The 16,977-nt window shown below is 72.1% G+C and carries 16 protein-coding genes; 4 read left to right on the plus strand and 12 right to left on the minus strand.

The genetic code is table 11. From position 1 onward, the window contains the following. Nucleotides 1-16: 16 nt before the first annotated feature. The 9 genes from AC0B9F_RS32000 to AC0B9F_RS32040 all read right to left on the minus strand — a co-directional run bounded on the left by AC0B9F_RS32000 (nt 17) and on the right by AC0B9F_RS32040 (nt 9,783). A complete protein-coding gene (locus AC0B9F_RS32000; protein ID WP_472008429.1) occupies nt 17-430 on the minus strand; it encodes a DUF3151 domain-containing protein in 414 nt (137 codons plus the stop codon). A 13-nt stretch (nt 431-443) separates the two neighbouring features. Continuing rightward, a complete protein-coding gene (locus AC0B9F_RS32005; protein ID WP_472008430.1) occupies nt 444-2,468 on the minus strand; it encodes a WD40 repeat domain-containing protein in 2,025 nt (674 codons plus the stop codon). A 189-nt stretch (nt 2,469-2,657) separates the two neighbouring features. Next, nucleotides 2,658-3,680: a class II fructose-bisphosphate aldolase gene (gene fbaA / locus AC0B9F_RS32010; protein ID WP_472008432.1), complete on the minus strand. Its 1,023-nt coding sequence runs from the start codon at nt 3,678-3,680 to the stop codon at nt 2,658-2,660. Nucleotides 3,681-3,844: 164 nt separating this feature from the next. Beyond that, the gene (gene pyrE / locus AC0B9F_RS32015) at nt 3,845-4,393 is read right to left on the minus strand and encodes an orotate phosphoribosyltransferase (RefSeq protein ID WP_361634711.1); all 549 of its coding nucleotides are present in this window, start codon (nt 4,391-4,393) and stop codon (nt 3,845-3,847) included. A gap of 20 nt (nt 4,394-4,413) precedes the next feature. Next, nucleotides 4,414-5,202, minus strand: a complete 789-nt coding sequence (locus AC0B9F_RS32020) for an aldose epimerase family protein (protein ID WP_472008435.1) — start codon at nt 5,200-5,202, stop codon at nt 4,414-4,416. A gap of 288 nt (nt 5,203-5,490) precedes the next feature. After that, nucleotides 5,491-6,432 carry an SRPBCC family protein gene (locus AC0B9F_RS32025; RefSeq protein ID WP_472008509.1) on the minus strand — a complete coding sequence of 314 codons (942 nt, stop codon included), beginning with the start codon at nt 6,430-6,432 and terminating at the stop codon, nt 5,491-5,493. A gap of 296 nt (nt 6,433-6,728) precedes the next feature. Then, complete coding sequence (locus tag AC0B9F_RS32030) at nt 6,729-8,378, minus strand: polyamine aminopropyltransferase (RefSeq protein WP_472008437.1); 1,650 nt, start codon at nt 8,376-8,378, stop codon at nt 6,729-6,731. Between the two features lie 114 nt (nt 8,379-8,492). Continuing rightward, nucleotides 8,493-9,011, minus strand: coding sequence for a DUF2617 family protein (locus tag AC0B9F_RS32035; protein ID WP_472008439.1), 519 nt, complete (start codon nt 9,009-9,011; stop codon nt 8,493-8,495). A gap of 379 nt (nt 9,012-9,390) precedes the next feature. Next, the gene (locus AC0B9F_RS32040) at nt 9,391-9,783 is read right to left on the minus strand and encodes a hypothetical protein (RefSeq protein ID WP_472008441.1); all 393 of its coding nucleotides are present in this window, start codon (nt 9,781-9,783) and stop codon (nt 9,391-9,393) included. A gap of 727 nt (nt 9,784-10,510) precedes the next feature. Between AC0B9F_RS32040 and AC0B9F_RS32045 the strand changes: the two genes are divergently transcribed. Next, entirely contained in the window at nt 10,511-11,170 is a 660-nt protein-coding gene (locus AC0B9F_RS32045) for a hypothetical protein (RefSeq protein WP_472008443.1), read from the plus strand. 708 nt (nt 11,171-11,878) lie between these two features. Then, nucleotides 11,879-13,078 carry a pyridoxal phosphate-dependent aminotransferase gene (locus AC0B9F_RS32050; RefSeq protein WP_472008445.1) on the plus strand — a complete coding sequence of 400 codons (1,200 nt, stop codon included), beginning with the start codon at nt 11,879-11,881 and terminating at the stop codon, nt 13,076-13,078. 119 nt (nt 13,079-13,197) lie between these two features. Here the strand turns inward: AC0B9F_RS32050 and AC0B9F_RS32055 are convergent, their stop codons facing one another. Continuing rightward, nucleotides 13,198-13,551: a prevent-host-death family protein gene (locus AC0B9F_RS32055; RefSeq protein ID WP_472008447.1), complete on the minus strand. Its 354-nt coding sequence runs from the start codon at nt 13,549-13,551 to the stop codon at nt 13,198-13,200. Nucleotides 13,552-13,660: 109 nt separating this feature from the next. On the opposite strand from AC0B9F_RS32055, the gene AC0B9F_RS32060 reads away from it, so the two are divergent. Continuing rightward, nucleotides 13,661-14,725: a transcriptional regulator gene (locus tag AC0B9F_RS32060; protein WP_472008449.1), complete on the plus strand. Its 1,065-nt coding sequence runs from the start codon at nt 13,661-13,663 to the stop codon at nt 14,723-14,725. Between the two features lie 76 nt (nt 14,726-14,801). Here the strand turns inward: AC0B9F_RS32060 and AC0B9F_RS32065 are convergent, their stop codons facing one another. Both AC0B9F_RS32065 and AC0B9F_RS32070 read right to left on the minus strand, forming a co-directional pair. Continuing rightward, on the minus strand, nt 14,802-15,128 hold the full coding sequence (locus tag AC0B9F_RS32065) for a winged helix-turn-helix domain-containing protein (protein WP_472008451.1): 327 nt from the start codon (nt 15,126-15,128) through the stop codon (nt 14,802-14,804). After that, nucleotides 15,125-15,574 (minus strand): hypothetical protein, encoded by a 450-nt coding sequence (locus AC0B9F_RS32070; RefSeq protein ID WP_472008453.1) that lies wholly within the window; start codon nt 15,572-15,574, stop codon nt 15,125-15,127. Before AC0B9F_RS32070 ends, AC0B9F_RS32065 begins: the two co-directional genes overlap by 4 nt. A 199-nt stretch (nt 15,575-15,773) precedes the next feature. Here AC0B9F_RS32070 and AC0B9F_RS32075 point away from each other — a divergent pair, with 199 nt between their 5' ends. Further along, nucleotides 15,774-16,976 (plus strand): hypothetical protein, encoded by a 1,203-nt coding sequence (locus tag AC0B9F_RS32075; RefSeq protein ID WP_472008455.1) that lies wholly within the window; start codon nt 15,774-15,776, stop codon nt 16,974-16,976. Nucleotide 16,977: the final 1 nt, after the last annotated feature.

Below are 16,977 nucleotides of genomic sequence, written 5' to 3' on the forward strand. Positions count from 1 at the left end.
CACCAGGGAAAACGCTCTAGCCCAGGGTCTGGGCCGCGGCCGGCGAGGAGTCCTTCAGGAACTGCGAGCAGCGCTCGTACTCCTCCTCCTCGCCGATCGCCTGCGCGGCCCGCGCGAGGCCGTGCAGGGCCCGCAGGAAGCCGCGGTTCGGCTCGTGCTCCCACGGCACCGGGCCGTGGCCCTTCCAGCCGCTGCGCCGCAGCGCGTCGAGGCCGCGGTGGTAGCCGGTCCGGGCGTACGCGTAGGACTCGACGGCCGCGCCCCGCTCGAAGGCGTCGTCGGCCAGCTGGGCCCAGGCGAGCGAGGACGCCGGGAACCGCGCGGCGACCTCGGCGGGCGGGGTGCCCTTGGCGAGGAGCTCGCGCGGCTCCGGGTCGTCGGGCAGGTGGGTCGGGGGCGGACCCCCGAGCAGGTTCTCGTGAAGGGACATGGCATCCAGTCTGTCACCGGGTGACGTTGAGGTACTTCCACGGTCCGGTGACGCCGGCGTTCACGTTGTCCCCGTTGTAGCCGTCGACGTACACCGACCGCACCCGGCCACGGAAGCCCGCGGCGCCGTCGTTGTCGAGGTCGAGGTACATCTTGCCGTCGCTGCCGAGCTCGAAGAACTCGGAGAAGCCGGTCTGCCAGGCGCCCTGCACGTACAGCTGGAAGTCGATCCGCGTGTAGCGGCCCGGGTAGGCGTTGTGCCAGGTGGTGATCAGCGCGTGGGTGCTCTGGTGGTAGGTCTGGTACCAGGTGGTGCCGATCTTCGTCCACTTGTAGTGGCGCGACAGCGCGGTCGATACCCCGGCGCGGGTGTAGACCCCGGACTTGGCCGACGCGTAGCCGTTGCGGGCGTCCCCGGCGAAGACCGCGGTGACCGTGGTGTCGCGGCTCATCCACATGGACGCCGACAGCTTGCCCTGGGCGTTGACCGTGCCCCGCTTCAGCAGCCGCTTGGGCTCGTAGCCCCACGGGTCGGCCCAGATCTCCACGACACGGTTCTTGTACGTCGGGCCGAGGGTGGCCGTGTACGTCACCGTCGTGCCGTAATTCACCAGCGTGCCGTTGCGGTCGAGGCTGATCGCGGTCGCCTTGTGGGCGACGCCGACGCGCGCGATGCCGCCGGCGGCCGCGTGCTCGGCGTCCCCGGCGTAGGCCACCTTGTAGGTGACGGTGCCGGCCGCGGTCGGGGTGTCGGTGAAGGAGTACGCGCTGTTCGCGCCGAGCGGCTTGGTGCCGAGCGCCTTGCCGTTCGGGGCCTCGGCGTCGTACCGGGTCACGGTGAGCGGCGTCCCAGCGGGCAGCTGCAGGCTCGCGGTGACGGTGCCGGAGACGGTGAGCGCCTTGTCGAGCGGGGCGGTGGCCGGCGCCTTGACGGTGACGGCGGGCGCGGACTTGACCGGCTCGTCCATCCGCTGCAGCCGCAGGGCGCCGCGGACGTTGCGGGTCACCGCGAAGAGGCGGCTGCCGCCGGGCTCCCAGGCGAGACCGCCGTCGACCAGCTCGTCCCCGCTGCCGCTGCCGCTGTAGCCGGTACCGGGGAAGTCGTAGTGCCGCACCGCGGTCTGCTCGCCGGGGCGGTAGACGAAGACGTCGTCGCCGTAGGCCGCGTCGGAGCCCGCCGCGACGGTGCCGTCCGGGGCGACGGCCACGGCGGCGCCGTGGTCCTCGCTCGGGTAGGAGGCGACCTGGGTGAGGTCCGCGGCCTGCCACACCGAGTGCGCGTTGCCCGGGTTGGCCGTGATCAGGCGGGTGCCGTCCGGCGTGTAGGCGAGGTCGTTCGTCATGCCGCGGGCCGCGTTCGCGTCGCCGTCGGCGCGCGCGGTGCGCACGGCGCTGCCCGTCGTCACGTCGTAGGTGGCGAGGGCGAAGTTATTGGAGTACGAGCCGGCGGCGGCGATGGTGTTCGGGTTCGCCGGCGAGGCGACCAGGCGCGGCGCGCCCGAGTAGGCGGTCTCGCTGTCCTGGCCCAGGGCCACCACCGGCTCGGCGCCGGAGACGTCCAGCGAACCGATGTCGCCGTCGTCGTCGCCGTACGCGCCGTTGGCGAGGTCGCTGCCGTAGCCGAACCAGACCTTGCCGCCCGCGAGCGCCAGGAAGCGCGGGTGGGTGCCCTCGCCGGTGGCGTACCGGGCCTGCTCGGTGACCGCCTGGGTGTCCAGGGCGACGATGGAGTCCGCGCCGGGCACGGCGGCGTACAGGCGGCTCGCGTCGTCGGAGAGCGCGAGGCCGGTGACACCCGGCAGGGTGGTGGCGGTGGCCAGCACGGCGCCGGAGTAGTTGGTCGCGACCACCTTGCCCGCGGACGGGTCGCTGATGAAGATCCGCTGGTGGACGCCGTCCACCACGACGTCCCCGGCGCTCTTGAGCGGCAGCAGCAAGCTGCTGTCCGCCGCGGCGGAGCCGGCCGTGCCCGCGACGAGCGCCGCGGAACTGCAGAGGACCGCGAGTGCCGTCGCGGCCGAGAGAGAGCGCTTACGCACGATGATGAAGACCCCCCAATGGTCCACGCGTCCTGGATGGGGACACGGTGAAGCGCAGCGTAGAGCATGTCCCTGACATCGCGCGCGCGGGTATCACTTACGGCGGCCTCCGCGGGCCGGGGCACGCCGAGGGCCCGGCAGCCGTACCGGAGTACGGCTGCCGGGCCCTCGGTGAGCCGACCGGGCCGCTTACTTGATGCGGGTGCCGGTGGAGCGCAGGTTGTTGCAGGCCTCGACGACACGGGCGGCCATGCCCGCCTCGGCCAGCTTGCCCCAGGTGCGCGGGTCGTAGGTCTTCTTGTTGCCGACCTCGCCGTCGACCTTCAGGACGCCGTCGTAGTTGGTGAACATGTGCGCGGCGACCGGACGCGTGAAGGCGTACTGGGTGTCCGTGTCGAGGTTCATCTTGATCACGCCGTTCTCCAGCGCGGTCAGGATCTCCTCCTCGGACGAGCCGGAGCCGCCGTGGAAGACGAAGTCGAACGGGGAGGCCTTGCCGTACTTCGCGGCGACGCCCTCGTTCAGCTCCTTCAGCAGCTCGGGACGCAGGACGACGTTGCCCGGCTTGTACACGCCGTGCACGTTGCCGAAGGACGCGGCGAGCAGGTAGCGGCCCTTCTCACCGAGGCCGAGCGCCTCCGCCGTACGGATCGCGTCGTCCACCGTGGTGTACAGGGAGTCGTTGATCTCGTGCGAGACGCCGTCCTCCTCGCCACCGGTCGGGGTGATCTCGACCTCCAGGACGATCTTGGCGGCGCGGGCCTGCTCCAGCAGCTCCTGCGCGATCGACAGGTTGTCGGCCAGGGTCTCCGCGGAGCCGTCCCACATGTGCGACTGGAACAGCGGGTTCAGACCGGCCTCGACACGCTTCTTCGACAGCGCCAGCAGCGGACGTACGTACCCGTCGAGCTTGTCCTTCGGGCAGTGGTCGGTGTGCAGGGCGATGTTGACGTCGTACTTCTCGGCGACGATGTGCGCGAACTCGGCCAGGGCGACCGCGCCGGTGACCATGTCCTTGTTGTGCTGGCCGCCCAGGAACTCGGCACCACCCGTGGAGATCTGGACGATGCCGTCGCTCTCCGCCTCCGCGAAGCCGCGCAGGGCCGCGTGCAGGGTCTGGGAAGAGGTGACGTTGATGGCCGGGTAGGCGAACTTGCCTGCCTTCGCCCGGTCGAGCATCTCGTTGTAGATCTCGGGGGTTGCGATGGGCATCTGTCCGCTCCTTGTATGTGCGGGTGGGCGTGTGGTGCGTTACGGCCCTGACCTAGACCATGGGGGCGACGTCATCGTCGGCCCCATCTTCCCAGACTCGCCCGGAAGGTCCAGGCACGGTCCAGGGGCCGGTCGGTCCGGGGACCGGTCGGTCCGGGGACCGGTCAGTCCAGGCCCAGCTCGTCCTTGCCGTAGGCGTACAGGTACGGCACGCCCGCGCCGTCCTGGATCTTCTCCGCGGCGCCGGTCGCCCGGTCGACGATCGTCGCGACGGCGACGACCTCGGCGCCGGCCTCGCGCACGGCCTCGACGGCGGTGAGCGGGGAGCCGCCGGTGGTGGAGGTGTCCTCGACGACGAGCACGCGGCGGCCCGCGATGTCCGGGCCCTCGACGCGGCGCTGCAGGCCGTGCGCCTTGGCGGCCTTGCGGACGACGAACGCGTCCAGCTTCTTCCCGCGCGCGGCGGCCGCGTGCAGCATGGCGGCGGCGACCGGGTCGGCGCCCATGGTCAGGCCGCCGACCGCATCGAACTCCAGCTCGGCGGTCAGGTCCAGCAGCACCTGGCCGACCAGCGGCGCCGCCTCGCCGTCGAGCGTGATGCGGCGCAGGTCGATGTAGTAGTCGGCCTCCAGACCCGAGGAGAGGGTCACCTTGCCGTGCACCACGGCCTTGTCCTTGATCTGCTGCAGCAGCGCCGCGCGAACGTCCGTCATGCCGACCAGCTTAAATGCGCTCAAAGGCGCCGCCAGCTCCAGGTGGTCGCGGCCTCCAGCGGCTCCAGGGGAGTGACCAGGCGCGGGGCGGTGTTCAGCCCGTTGGGCGGCCCGGTCTGCGGCTCCACGCAGACGGCCTCCTGCTGCTCGTCGTAGACGACCACCCACTCCTCCCGGCTGGCCACCTTCAGCTCCAGCTGCCCGGGCCAGGTGAGGGTGACGTCGACGCCGCCGGGCATGCCGAAGCAGTCGTCCCAGGGGCCGGGCTTCGGCTCGATCCGGTTGCCGGTGGGCAGGTGGTCGTCGCCGCGCTCCTCCTGCCAGGCGGGCGAGAAGTCCAGCGTGGCGTCCTGGCCGCCCAGGTTCCGGTGGAACCAGGGGTGCCAGCCGATCTGCGCCGGGAACGACGAGTCGTACGTCTCGATCGACATGGTGAGCGTGAGGGAGTCCGGGGTGAGGGCCACGACCTGCGTGACCCGGCCGGGGTAGGGCCAGGGCTCGACCAGGTCGTACGTCAGGACGGCTTCGTCGGCCGTGGCGCGGGCGGTCCGCCAGGCGGCGTCGCGGGCGGTGCCGTGGATGGCGTGCGGCGGGGAGTTCAGCGGCATCTGGTGCACGGTGGCGCCGTCCCGGAACCGTCCGTCCCGGATACGCCCGCACCAGGGCACCATCGGGAAGCACCCGTACCGGTCCCCCTGCCGCAGCAGCTCGACTCCGCCGACCCGCACCGACCCGATCCGCCCACCGCCGGCGGGCCGCACGACGACCTGCGCGTCCCCGGCGCTCAACGTGATGTCTTCGTTACTCACGGGACGACAGTACTGGGGGCGGGGGCGCGGGGGCGACGGGAGCGGGGGCGATGCCATGCGATGCGTGCGCTGCGCGTGCGAGGGGGGTGATGCCGGCGATGCTGCGATGCAGGGCGATGGGGGCGATGGGGCCGATGGGGCCGGCTGGCACGGATCGGGGGTGACGCCGCTCGGGTGGCCCGTCGGGGCCCAGCGGCGCCCGGCGGGGTCCGGCGGGGCCCAGCGGCGCCCGGCGGGGTCCGGCGGGGCCCAGCGGCGCCCGGCGGGGGCCGGCGGGGGCCGGCGAGGTCAGTGGCGGCGGCGCAGGGCGCGGCCGACCACGATCGCGGACGCGACCACGGCCACCGCGGCCGGGGCCATCCAGCGCAGGGTGGAGGTGGCGGAGGACGTCTGCGGGGCGGGGACGGGCGCGTAGCGACCGCGGGGCGGCGCGTGGTCGACCTCCTCGGCGCTGCGGCCGATCATCGTGCGCCGGGCGTGGGCCGCCTCGGCGGCCGGCCGGTCGAGGTCGGTGTAGTCCGCCTCCGCCGGGGCGTCGGGCTGCGGCTCGGCACGGTCCGCCGGGGGCCCGGCGGGCGGCTCGGCGTCCTCTTCGGCGCGCGGGTCCAGGGACGGCGGGGGTACGTCGGCGTCGAAGTCGGACGGCGCCGGCGCGTCGTCGGCGTCCGGCGCCGTCTCGAAGTCACTGGTCGCGGCCGGCTCGAAACCCCCGGCGGACAGCTGCTCCGGCGACTCCGGCGTCTCGGGCGCGGCGGTCTCGGGTGCTGTTGCCGTCGCTTCAGGGGCCGGCCGCGTTTTCGTCCCCTCCTGCCCGAGCTGTTCCGCGAAGCGGGTCAGGAGCCGGGTGACGGCCGCCTCGACCTCCTGGGCAGGGAACTCCGTGATGCGGCCGTCGGCCGTCGCGCCGCCCTCGAAGGTGAGCGTGGCGCCGCCCTCGGCGTCCGCCGCCCGCACGGTCAGCGTCAGCTTCACCGTGCCGGTGCCGCGCGCCTCGCCCGCGTCGCCCTCGACCGCGCAGGAACCGTCCTCGCGTCCGCTGACCCGCAGGGTGCCGCGGTAGGTGACGGAGTGGCCGCCGACCCGCAGCTTCAGCCGCCCGGCGATGTCCGTGCCGTCTTCCGCGCCGGCGTCCCGCTGGAGTCCGGGCAGCGCCCGGGCGATCCGCGCGGGGTCGGCCAGAGCCGCCCGAAGCCGCTCGGCGGGGACCGGAACGAACACCTCATGCTCCATGTCGACGGAGCCTACCCAGCGGGCGGCGAACTGCACCCTCACGCGCCTGGATCCCCACGCCCTCCCCCTTGCGGACTACCGCGAAAGTTGCAGGAACCGCACGCCTACCGCGCGGGTTGCGCCCAAGATCCGCCGCGGGCGGGATTCGGCCCCGGAGCCCCGGCCCGTAGGTTCGGGGACGAGCGACCCGACCGGGGGGAAGGGTGCGGCCCGTCTCTCGGGGGAGAGGCGGGCCGCCACGCGCACGTATGGGCCACGCGGGCGTAGGTGATGGAAGAACATCCGCCCTGGGCCGGTCAGCCCCGGTAGCGCGGGTGCACCAGGGTCGACGGCGGCAGCCCCGGCACGCGCGTGCGGGTCGCGTCGCGCGCGTCGGCGGCGAGCTGGGCGGGCGTCAGCGTGGCGGGACGCGGGCCGTCCGGGTCGAGTCGCAGCGCCGGCGGCCTCGGGCCCGTACCGGCCAGGACGAAGCCCCAGTCCCCCGGCGGATGGGACACTCCGGCCGTGCGGTCCGGTCCGGCCGCGAACCCGGAGTCCCGGGCGCCGACCCGGTAGGACACGGTCCGCAGCCCCGCGGCGCGCACCGTCGACTCCACGGTCCAGAACACACGGGGCCGCGCGGCGACCGGCCCGGCGTGCACGACGAGCCGCCCGCCGGGGGCGAGCGCGCGCCGGGCCAGCCCGTAGAACTCCTGCGCGTACAGCTTGGTGCTCGCGGTGATGCCCGGATCGGGCAGATCCGCGATCACCACGTCGTACGACCCGGGGGGCGTCGTACGCAGCCAGCCGAAGGCGTCGGCGGTGGTGACCGTGAGCCGCGGGTCGCCGTAGACGTGGTCGTTGAGCCGGGACAGCGCCGGGTCGGTGCGGGCGAGGCGCACCACTTCGGGGTCCAGTTCGACGACCCGCAGCCGCCGCACGTCCGGGTGGCGCAGCACCTCGCGGGCGGCCAGGCCGTCGCCGCCGCCGAGGATCAGCACGCGCCCGTGCGGCCCGGCCATGGCGGGCTGGACGAGCGCCTCGTGGTAGCGCCGCTCGTCGCGGCCGCCGACGCGCAGCCGGCCGTCGAGGAAGAGGTCGAGGGGGCGGCCGGCGGTGCCGCCGGTCAGGACGATCTCCTGGACCCCGCTCTGCACGGCGACCCGTACGCCGCCGCCGTAGACGGCGTGCCGCGCGGCCCGCTCGAAGTCGTCGACCTCTGCGGCGGCGAAGGCGAGCACGCCGAGCACGACGAGACCCACGGCGAGCAGCGCCCGCCGGGCGCGCCGGCTCAGATCGCGGCGGAAGAGCCCGAGGACGAGCGCGCCGCCGGCGAGCACGTTGACCGCGCCGGTGAGCAGGGAGCTGGTCAACTGGCCCAGCAGCGGCAGCAGCAGAAAGGGGAAGGCGAGGCCGCCGACGAGGCCGCCGACGTAGTCCGCGGCGAACAGGTCGGCCACCGCGCCGCCCGCGTCCTGGCGGCGGATGCGCTGGATCAGCTCCATCAGCAGCGGCACCTCGGCGCCGATGAGCAGCCCGATGGCGAGGGAGAAGGCGACCAGCAGACAGCGCGGGCCGCTCGCCCAGACCCCGCCCCAGGCCCCCGTCCAGGCGAACACGGCGTACAGGGCGAGCGCGCTGCATCCGCCGACGAGGGCGAGCGCCGCCTCCAGCGCGGCGAACCCGATGGCCGCGTGCCGCCGCAGCCGCTTGGCCGCGAGCGAGCCGATGCCCATGGCGAACACCATGACCGACAGCACGACCGAGGCCTGGGTGACCGAGTCGCCGATCAGGTAGGAGGCGAGGGCGACCAGCTCGAGTTCGTACACCAGTCCGCAGGCGGCGCACACGAACACACCGGCGAGGACCAGGAACCGGCCCGTGCCCGGACGGACGGGCAGCCGCGGGGTGCGGCAGCCCCAGGGCGGCGGCGCGCCGGGCGGAGCGGGGGCGTGCTGTTCGATCACAACTGTGACGTTACGTCAGAGGTACGCCACGCTTCGTCACCCACACGTGTGGTGTTGGCGCTTCACGGGTTTGCCCGGACGAAGGCCGGTACTCGGACGCCGATGCGCGAGGACCTAGACGGCGGCCGGTACCCGGGTGCCGACCCGTGTGCGGGTGGCCACCAGTTGGCCGTCCTGCGGGTAGGCGTGCCAGGTGCGCCAGTGGACGTGGCCGTCGTGGGCCTGCGCCAGCAGCGCGGTGAAGGCGTGCGGGCTGCCCGGGAAGACGCCGGCCAGGCCGTGGGGGTGGTCGGAGACCAGGGCCAGCAGTTCCTGGGCGCGGCCCGCGAAGGAGCCCGGGGAGAGCACCTCGACGCGGGCGGCGAACTCGTACTCCCAGTCGCCGACGCGTTTGGCGACGCCGAGCGGCAGGGGTGTGCTGCTGCCCGGGATGCAGGCCACGGTCTCCGAGCACACGCCGCGCTCCTCCTCCAGGAGTACCTGGTGGGAGGCGCCGAGCAGTCTCAACTGGAGTTTTGCGCCGGACAGTTCGAGGTCGAGCGTGGCCAGTGCGGGGAGCGGTTCGCGTCCCAGGGTCCAGGCGAGGTCGGCCGCGCGCGTGTCGGTGTAGGAGGTCTTCAGGGTCGTGAGCATGGATCGGCTCCGCAAGCACGCAAAGAACAGGGGCGTTGGTCCGTCACACCCCGGTCGGCACCGGGAGATCGGCCCGGTCGGCCCGGCGGGCAGGCGTCCGCGCGAGACGTCCTCGGGGCTGGGGTGGTGATTTAGAGGGAATCATGAACTGTGCGGCCGCCACAGCGTTTTTACCCAACTTCGGAGGGTTTCCATCCCTCAGAGGGCTGCAACGCTCAACTGTTCAACGACGGCGTACGCCCACTCGCGGGAGGCGTACGCCTGCGCACCGCACGTGTGTCGGGCGCCGGGTGGTTTCGCCGCGGGGCCCGGGCCCGGTCCGGACCCGGGCCCCGCGGTGCGGATGCGGTTCCCCTGTTCGAGACCCGGCTGCCCCGTGTCAGCCGCCGCCTCCCCCACATCCGCCCCCGCCACCCCCGCATCCCCCGCCACCCCCGCAGGACGACCCGCCTCCGCAGGACGAGCCGCCGCCGCACGAGGAGTGGCCTCCCCCGCAGGAGTGTCCACCGTGCCCGGAGTGGCCGCTGCCGCCGTGGTGCCCGCCCGAGGACGTACCGGAGGACGACCCGCCGGCGTCGCCCCCGCCGGCCCACCAGCTGTTGCCGGAATTGCTGGTGCTGCCGCCGTAGAGGGTGCCGGCGGCAGCGCTCCGACGGCCGTGGTGGCGAGCGGGCCGCCGGACGGCCCGCCGGCTGCGTCGCGCGGCGGAGAGGACCGCCGCGATCACCGCGAAGACGATCAGCACCAGGATGAAGCCGAAGAACACGCTCACGGCGACACCCTCCTTCCGTTTCTCCCCCGTGGACCCGCCCCGGGCGTCCGCCCGGGGCGGGTCCGGCGAGGCGCCCCCCGTCGGCCGCCCCGCTCTTGGTGTGACCGGGAGATGCCCGCCGCCACCCCGGCCCAAAGCAGAGTTGAGGAACTCCAGAGGGTTCTGGCATGCCGACGGCCAGTGACCTACACGGAAGGGCAGCTCAGGGGCCGTTGGGGGGCTTGGACGTGTCCGCTCCGCTGGTGCGCGGCTTGGCCCGGCGGTCCCTGCAAGGGTCACCGCCTCTCATCCTGTAGCGGACGGCAGCAGCCGCAGCGTCTGGCCGGTTCGAGTCAGCCATCACGGGCGTGACGCTGACCGTCACGCCCGTGAATCGACGGGCTGAGTCGGATATCGACCCACCACAGCAGCGACCGCGCGAGCGCGAGCGGCAGTCGGTCGGCCATGGCGTGGTTGCAGTCGGCGCACGCCAGCATGAGCGAGGTGCCCGACCGCGACCGCCCCAGCGTGTGCAGCACGACGTCGTCGCGGGTGGCCTCACCCAGGTCGGCGAGCGAGCAGCGGCAGCCGTTAACGACATGTCCACCTCAAGCTCTGCTCAATTTTCCCCATGGCATACCTACTGCTCTCTAAGCTCCGTCGTCGACCAACCCAATCATTACGGTGTTTGGAAAACAGGGGGGAAGAATTGCGTTTCCTTGCAGGCTCCGTATTTTTCGCAAGCGCCATGGCCCTGGGGATATCGACCCCGGCGCTGGCGGAAGACCCGACGCCGACTCCGACCACGACCATTGCAGCACCTCATGACGGCGACGACGCCAGTGACGGCCTCCTCCGCACCGCACCGCCGGCCACTCCGCAGGAGTCTTTGACCGACGCCCCGACCGACCCGGCGCTTGATCGTGACCCAGACCTTCCTGGCGGTTCCTGCGGGCCGGGTCAGAAGTGTCCCGCCGCGGGTGACTGCGACGAAAGCAAGTGGTTCAAGCCCGCTTCCTTGGGCGGCCAGTACCACAAGGGTGTCGGCCCCAGCCAGTCGAACTACAACGGTACCCGTGAAAAAGAAGACATGGACTTCACCGCCGAGGCTTCCGGGACTGTCGGCGTCGCATACTCCGGAGAAATCACCACAAAGGTCAGCGACGTGGTGTCCGAAGTGAATACGAAGTTCGGCGCCTCCATATCGATGTCGATAACGGCCAAACTGGGCAACGTGGTGCACGTGAGGGACGTTCCTCCGAAAAGGACGGTCCACGCCCAGTACGGCGTGTGGCGCAGGAAGTTCACCGGCACTGCCTACTGGCAGCACCACACCTGCTACCTGACGAAGAACACCGTGACCGGCTACGGTCCCCTGCATGTCGGGTGGTACACGTGGGACGACTGACCTCAGTCATCTCGGTGAGGCGACTGGGGACGGTCAGTGCAGTGGCCGTCCTGACTTTGACGGGTTGCACCAGCACACCACCGGGCGGACACCGGGCGACTCCCGATGCACCGCCGACCGGGACGGCTTCACCCAGCACACCTACCGCCATTCCCTCGGCGACCACGGACCCTCGCACTCCGCCTCAGCTTCCCGAGGCAGAGAAGGCATTCATCCGAGCAGGCGGAAAAACGGGGCCTCACACGTTCCCCGCGATTCCTGAAATCGGGCAGGGCACTTTGGAAGTCGGGGTGATCTGTTCAGGTTCCGGAACCATCGACGTCAATGTGGGCCCGATCGTGAGCTACACCGTTGTCTGCGCAAACGATGACCCCGGACAGCTGAACGAAGTAGGCCTCAGGCACATCCACAAGAACGTTGTGGTCTCGGTCACCACCAAGACAAGCGGAACCTGGGGACTCTCGGTGGGATGGACGAAAAACGTCGCCTCTCCCAGTTGAGCCCCCGTCCGCAGCAGCCCGTCGGCGTGGCCGACGGGCTGCTGGAGCCCGCCAGGGGTGAACTCGGCACGGCTCGTAGCCGGGTAGCGACCTTGATGACCGATTGGCAGATAAGACACCCCCCTCGCCCGAGAGGCGCGTTGGGTATCACCAGGGCCGCCGCCCTCCTCTGAAGGTGAGTTGAGGAAGGCCAGAGTTTGGGCGCAGGATGGCCCGCATGACCTCCAGCGCCCGTCCCCTGCTGAACCGCCGGCTCGCCGAGTTCGGAACGACGATCTTCGCCGAGATGTCCGCCCTCGCCCTGCGCACCGGGGCCGTCAACCTCGGGCAGGGCTTCCCGGACACCGACGGCCCCGAGGAGATCCGCGAGGCCGCGGTGCGGGCGCTGCGCGACGGACGCGGCAACCAGTACCCGCCCGGCCCCGGCGTCCCCGAGCTGCGCACGGCCGTCGCGGCGCACCAGCAGCGCCACTACGGCCTGACGTTCGACCCCGACACCGAGGTGCTCGTCACCGCCGGAGCCACCGAGGCCATCGCGGCCGCCCTGCTGGCCCTGGTCGAGCCCGGCGACGAGGTGGTCGCGCTGGAGCCGTACTACGACTCGTACGCGGCCTGCATCGCGATGGCGGGCGGCACGCGCGTGCCGGTCACACTGCGCCCGCGTCCCGACGAGGGCACCTTCCGTCTCGACCTCGACGAGCTGCGCGACGCCGTCACCGACCGCACCCGGCTGCTGCTGATCAACACCCCGCACAACCCGACCGGCACCGTCCTCACCCGCGAGGAGCTGACCGCGATCGCCGAGCTGGCGGTGGAACGGGACCTGCTGGTGGTGACCGACGAGGTGTACGAGCATCTGGTGTTCGACGGCGCCGCGCACGTGCCGCTGGCGACTCTGCCCGGGATGCGGGAGCGCACGGTCACCATCTCCTCCAGCGGGAAGACGTTCTCGTTCACCGGCTGGAAGGTCGGCTGGATCACCGCCGCGCCCGGACTGGTCGCCGCCGTACGCTCGGCCAAGCAGTTCCTGACGTACGTCTCCGCCGGGCCCTTCCAGTACGCGGTCGCCGAGGCGCTGAACCTGCCGGAGTCGTACTTCACGTCGTTCCGCGAGGACCTGCGCGCCAAGCGGGACGTGCTCGCGACGGGCCTCGCCCAGGCGGGCTTCGGCGTCTTCCGGACGGCCGGCACATACTTCCTCACCACCGACATCCGCCCGCTCGGCTTCGACGACGGATTCGCCTTCTGCCGCGCACTGCCCGAACGCGCGGGCGTGGTCGCCATCCCGCACGCCGTCTTCTACGACCACCGCGAGGCGGGCGCCCCCTTCGTACGGTTCGCGTTCTGCAAGCGCCTCGAGGTACTGACGGACGCAACGGAACGACTCCACAAGGCATTCACCTCCTGACCGCCGGCCCCGACTACGGCCACTCAGCCGGCAGCGCCTGCGGCACCGGAGCTATTCGGTGTCAATGACGTGCCAGCCGTTCAACGCAGGAACGCTGACCCGATCACCCCTCTTGGGGCTCACTCGTGCACCTCGACCGGACCGAGGTCGACGTCACCAAGTGGACGCATCCCTTCCCTGAGCTGGTCGGGGTCGGCGTTGATCCGCGCGGTTGCCCGCCACGAGACGATCGCTGGATGCACAGCCTCCCTGGCACCCAGCTCAGCGGCATCGGACAGCGCGTCCAGGAGCTCGACGGTGAAGGCACGCACTTCCTCGGCGTTCAGGTGGCGCACCCACGGGAACACTTCGGGCAACGCGAGGAGAAGCGACCTGGCACCGTCGTCCTGCTTCATCAGTGCAAGGAACAGCCGGGACGCCGTGGTCAGGTTTGCCTCGGTGCGCTCTGCGTGTATGGCCGTCGTCAGCACCATGTCTGCGCGTCCCGATGCGTGACGCGCAGGCATCCGAGGGCGGCGGCCCTGGCAGCGACGGCCTTCGGGTTGCGCGACAGGTCGGTGAACGAGACGGATTCCGATTCGAATGCCTAGGCGCGGCAAAGGAATGATCGAGCTGGGGAGGGCCGACATGGACCCGTCACGGAGAGCCGTTCTGGGCGCCGGGCTCTTCTCCGTGGCGCTCACCATCCCCGGTTGGCCGGATGTGATCGAACGCGCCGAAGCCATCCAGACCGGCCGAGCGTCCCGCGTCGGGATGAACGAAGTGGACATGGTCATCGCCATGACCGAACGGATCTCGGATCTTGATGATCAGTTCGGCGGACGCCATGCCCGCCCCATGGCCGCGACTTTCATGGTCAACACGGTGGCGCCGTACCTTCGCGCCGACGCTTCGGGTGAAGTCCGTAAGGCCATGCTGTCGGCTGCCTCGGATCTCGCCTATCTGACCGGCTATATGGCTGTGGACGAAGGGCTGCACGGTCTTGCCCAGCGCTATTACCTCAAAGCACTGGAGTTGGCCGGGGCGGCAGACGATCACCTCACGTACTGCACAACGCTTCGCGGAATGAGCGTTCAGGCCGTGGATCTGGGCCACGGTGAGAAGGCAAGGGAGTTGGCCGATGCCGCTGCCGCCGCATCCCCCAAGGCAGGCCCCCGGATGCTCGCTTTCCTCGCCGGTCAGCAAGCACACGCCGCCGCCCAGACCGGTGACCGCACGACCGCGTTGCGTCGGCTTCGGGAAGCCGAAGCGGCAATGGAGAAAGCAGAGTCCCGGAGCCGGGCCTTCGGGTCGTACGACCCGTCATCACTGCTGTACCACGTGAGCCAGGTTCGCTACGAGCTGGGCGACGTGGCCGGGTCCATCGAAGCGATGCAGCAGTCCGATCAACACCGGTTCGGCGTGTACCGCCGGGCACGTGTCCGGCACCGGGCGACCCTCGCCGAACGCCGGCTTCAGATGGGCCACTTGGAAGCAGCGTGCGCCACATGGCATCTCGCGCTCGACGACTTCCCCATGGTCCAGTCGGGGCGCGCGGACGATCGGATCAAGTCCATGGCCGGACTGATCCGTCCGCATCTCAGGAACCCCGTCGCACGGGAACTGTACGAGCGGGCCCGCAGCGTTGCGCCCGCGCTCGTTGCCTGATCCCCCACGCACGCAGAGAAGTTCCGCCCCCCTTCCGGAACTCTGCCGTCTCCGCAAGCACCGCGGGCGCCGCGCGTCATCCCCGTTGCTCGGCGCCCGCGCGGCGGGCGGCGGTGACGATGTCCTCCAGTGCGGCGAGGTGTGCCTCGAGTGCGCGGCGGCCCTCGCGGGTGAGCGCGACCCAGGTGCGCGGCCGTTTGCCGACGTAACCCTTGCGGACGCTCACATGCCCCAGCTTCTCCAGCGTGGAGACCGTCTTGCTGGTCACCGAGTCGGAGATGCCGCAGTAGTCCCGGAGCACCCCGAACTCGGCCTCCGTGCAGGAGGAGAGGTAGGCGACGAGCGCCAGCCGGGTGGGGTGCTGCAGCTCCCGGTCCAGGGCGGGCGGCGGGGTGTCGGTCACGCGTGCTCCGTTCGTATGACGCGCCGCCCGAGGTCCAGGGCGCAGACGACGCCGAAGACCACCAGCGCGCCGGGCAGGCCGTAGGGGATCGCGGCCAGGCCGCCCACGGCGATCGTCGCGGCCGGCGGCAGCAGGATCCGCCACGTCGAGCGCCCCTCACGCCGGGGCCAGGGCACGCTCCCGCCGTGCCGCACGCCCGCCCACATCAGGGCCATGAAGGCGACGAAGCCGGCCAGGCCGAGCGCGAGCAGCGGCCCCGACCACTGCTCGTACCGCCCGGCGAGTCCGAAGGCGCCGAACTCGACGGCGCAGGCCACGCCCTGCGCGATCACATAGCCGCGCGGTGTGCGCTGCGCGGCCCGGGCGGCGGCCTGGGCGTCGCGCGCGGCACGCAGGGCCGCCCCGGCGGCGTGCTGGTCGTACGGCTGGTCCGTGCCGTGGGTCATGTGTCCTCCCCGTGTCCGGGGCGGTGGTCGGTCCGCCCCCGTGCATCCCACTCTAGGAAACTACTTTCCATATCGGCAAGTACTTTCCCTCGATCGGGTCACGCCGACGGTCGCCCCTCGCCCGCCGCGAGCGACCGCCCCCACCCACCTGGCTGCCTTCTGCTCGCGCCGCCTCCCCTCCCGCTGCAAGGTGCGGGATGTGAGCCACGCCGGTACGACTCTGCTCCCCCCTGCCCGCAGGCCCCGGGCCCACAAGCGGTCCGTCGGCGCGGCGCGGGCACTGGCGGGCGCCGGAGGGACCGGCACCGCGCTGGCACTGTTCGCCGCGGCCCGGCTGGCCGGCGTGCTCGTGCTCGCCGCGGCCGCCCTCTTGAGCGGACGGCAGCCGCTCGCGCTGCTCGGCCGTTCCTGGGACTCGGTGTGGTACCTGGGCATCGCCGCCCACGGCTACGGCCGCACCCTGCACCTCGGCGGCGCGATCCACAGCGACCTCGCGTTCTTCCCGCTCTACCCGGCGCTGGTGCGGGCCGTCCTGTGGCTGACCCCGCTCGGCGGCGGCGCGTCGGGGCTCGTCGTGTCCTGGGCCGCGGCCGCGGTGGCCGCCTGCGGCATCCACCGGTGCGCGGCGCTGCTGTACGGGCGCACGGTCGCCACGGTCCTCGTCGTGCTGTGGGGCCTGCTGCCGCACTCCGTGGTGCTGTCGATGGCGTACACCGAGCCGGTCCTGACCGCCTGCGCCGCCTGGGCGCTGTTCGCGGTGGTGCGCCGGCAGTGGGTGGCGGCCGGGGCGCTCGCCGCGCTCGCGGGACTGTCCCGCCCGAACGGGTGTGCGGTCGCGGCGGCGGTGCTCGCCGCGGCGGCAGGGGAGGTGGTGCGGCTGCGCGGCCGCGGAGTTACCCACAGCCTGTGGACGGGCGCCGCGCTCGCGCCGCTCGGCTGGGCCGCGTACGTGCTGTGGGTCGGCCGGCGCACCGGCGACCTCCTCGGCGGCTACTTCACCGTGCAGCGCCGGTGGGGCTCACGCTTCGACTTCGGGCGCGGCTCGCTGCGCTTCGTCCGCCATCTGCTGCTGCACGGCGACCGCTTCGTGTTCTCCATGGCCCTGATGATCGTCGCCGCGGCCGTCCTGCTGTTCGCGCTGCTGCTGGCCGGCCGCGCGCCGCTGCCGCTCCTCGTGTACAGCGGCGTGCTGCTGCTGGTCGCGGCCGGCGGGTCCGGCTTCTTCGAGTCCAAGCCGCGCTTCCTGCTGCCCGCCTTCCCGCTGCTGCTGCCGCTCGCGCGGGCCCTCGCGGGCACGGCGAAAGCCCGGCCCCGGCACGCGGCCGTGGTGGCCGGCGCCCTGGCCGGGCTGTCGTTCGCCTACGGCGCGTACCTGGTCGTGATCGCCCGTACGCCCCTGTAGA

This window comes from Streptomyces sp. NPDC097129, from assembly GCF_055668065.1.

What these genes read in the sequence shown, in the direction of transcription:
- AC0B9F_RS32000 (WP_472008429.1), bottom strand. Translation starts at nt 430, where the DNA reads ATGTCCCTTCACGAGAACCTGCTCGGGGGTCCGCCCCCGACCCACCTG.
- fbaA (WP_472008432.1), bottom strand. Translation starts at nt 3,680, where the DNA reads ATGCCCATCGCAACCCCCGAGATCTACAACGAGATGCTCGACCGGGCG.
- pyrE (WP_361634711.1), bottom strand. Translation starts at nt 4,393, where the DNA reads ATGACGGACGTTCGCGCGGCGCTGCTGCAGCAGATCAAGGACAAGGCC.
- AC0B9F_RS32025 (WP_472008509.1), bottom strand. Translation starts at nt 6,432, where the DNA reads ATGGAGCATGAGGTGTTCGTTCCGGTCCCCGCCGAGCGGCTTCGGGCG.
- AC0B9F_RS32035 (WP_472008439.1), bottom strand. Translation starts at nt 9,011, where the DNA reads ATGCTCACGACCCTGAAGACCTCCTACACCGACACGCGCGCGGCCGAC.
- AC0B9F_RS32045 (WP_472008443.1), top strand. Translation starts at nt 10,511, where the DNA reads ATGGCCCTGGGGATATCGACCCCGGCGCTGGCGGAAGACCCGACGCCG.
- AC0B9F_RS32050 (WP_472008445.1), top strand. Translation starts at nt 11,879, where the DNA reads ATGGCCCGCATGACCTCCAGCGCCCGTCCCCTGCTGAACCGCCGGCTC.
- AC0B9F_RS32055 (WP_472008447.1), bottom strand. Translation starts at nt 13,551, where the DNA reads ATGGTGCTGACGACGGCCATACACGCAGAGCGCACCGAGGCAAACCTG.
- AC0B9F_RS32060 (WP_472008449.1), top strand. Translation starts at nt 13,661, where the DNA reads ATGCCTAGGCGCGGCAAAGGAATGATCGAGCTGGGGAGGGCCGACATG.
- AC0B9F_RS32070 (WP_472008453.1), bottom strand. Translation starts at nt 15,574, where the DNA reads ATGACCCACGGCACGGACCAGCCGTACGACCAGCACGCCGCCGGGGCG.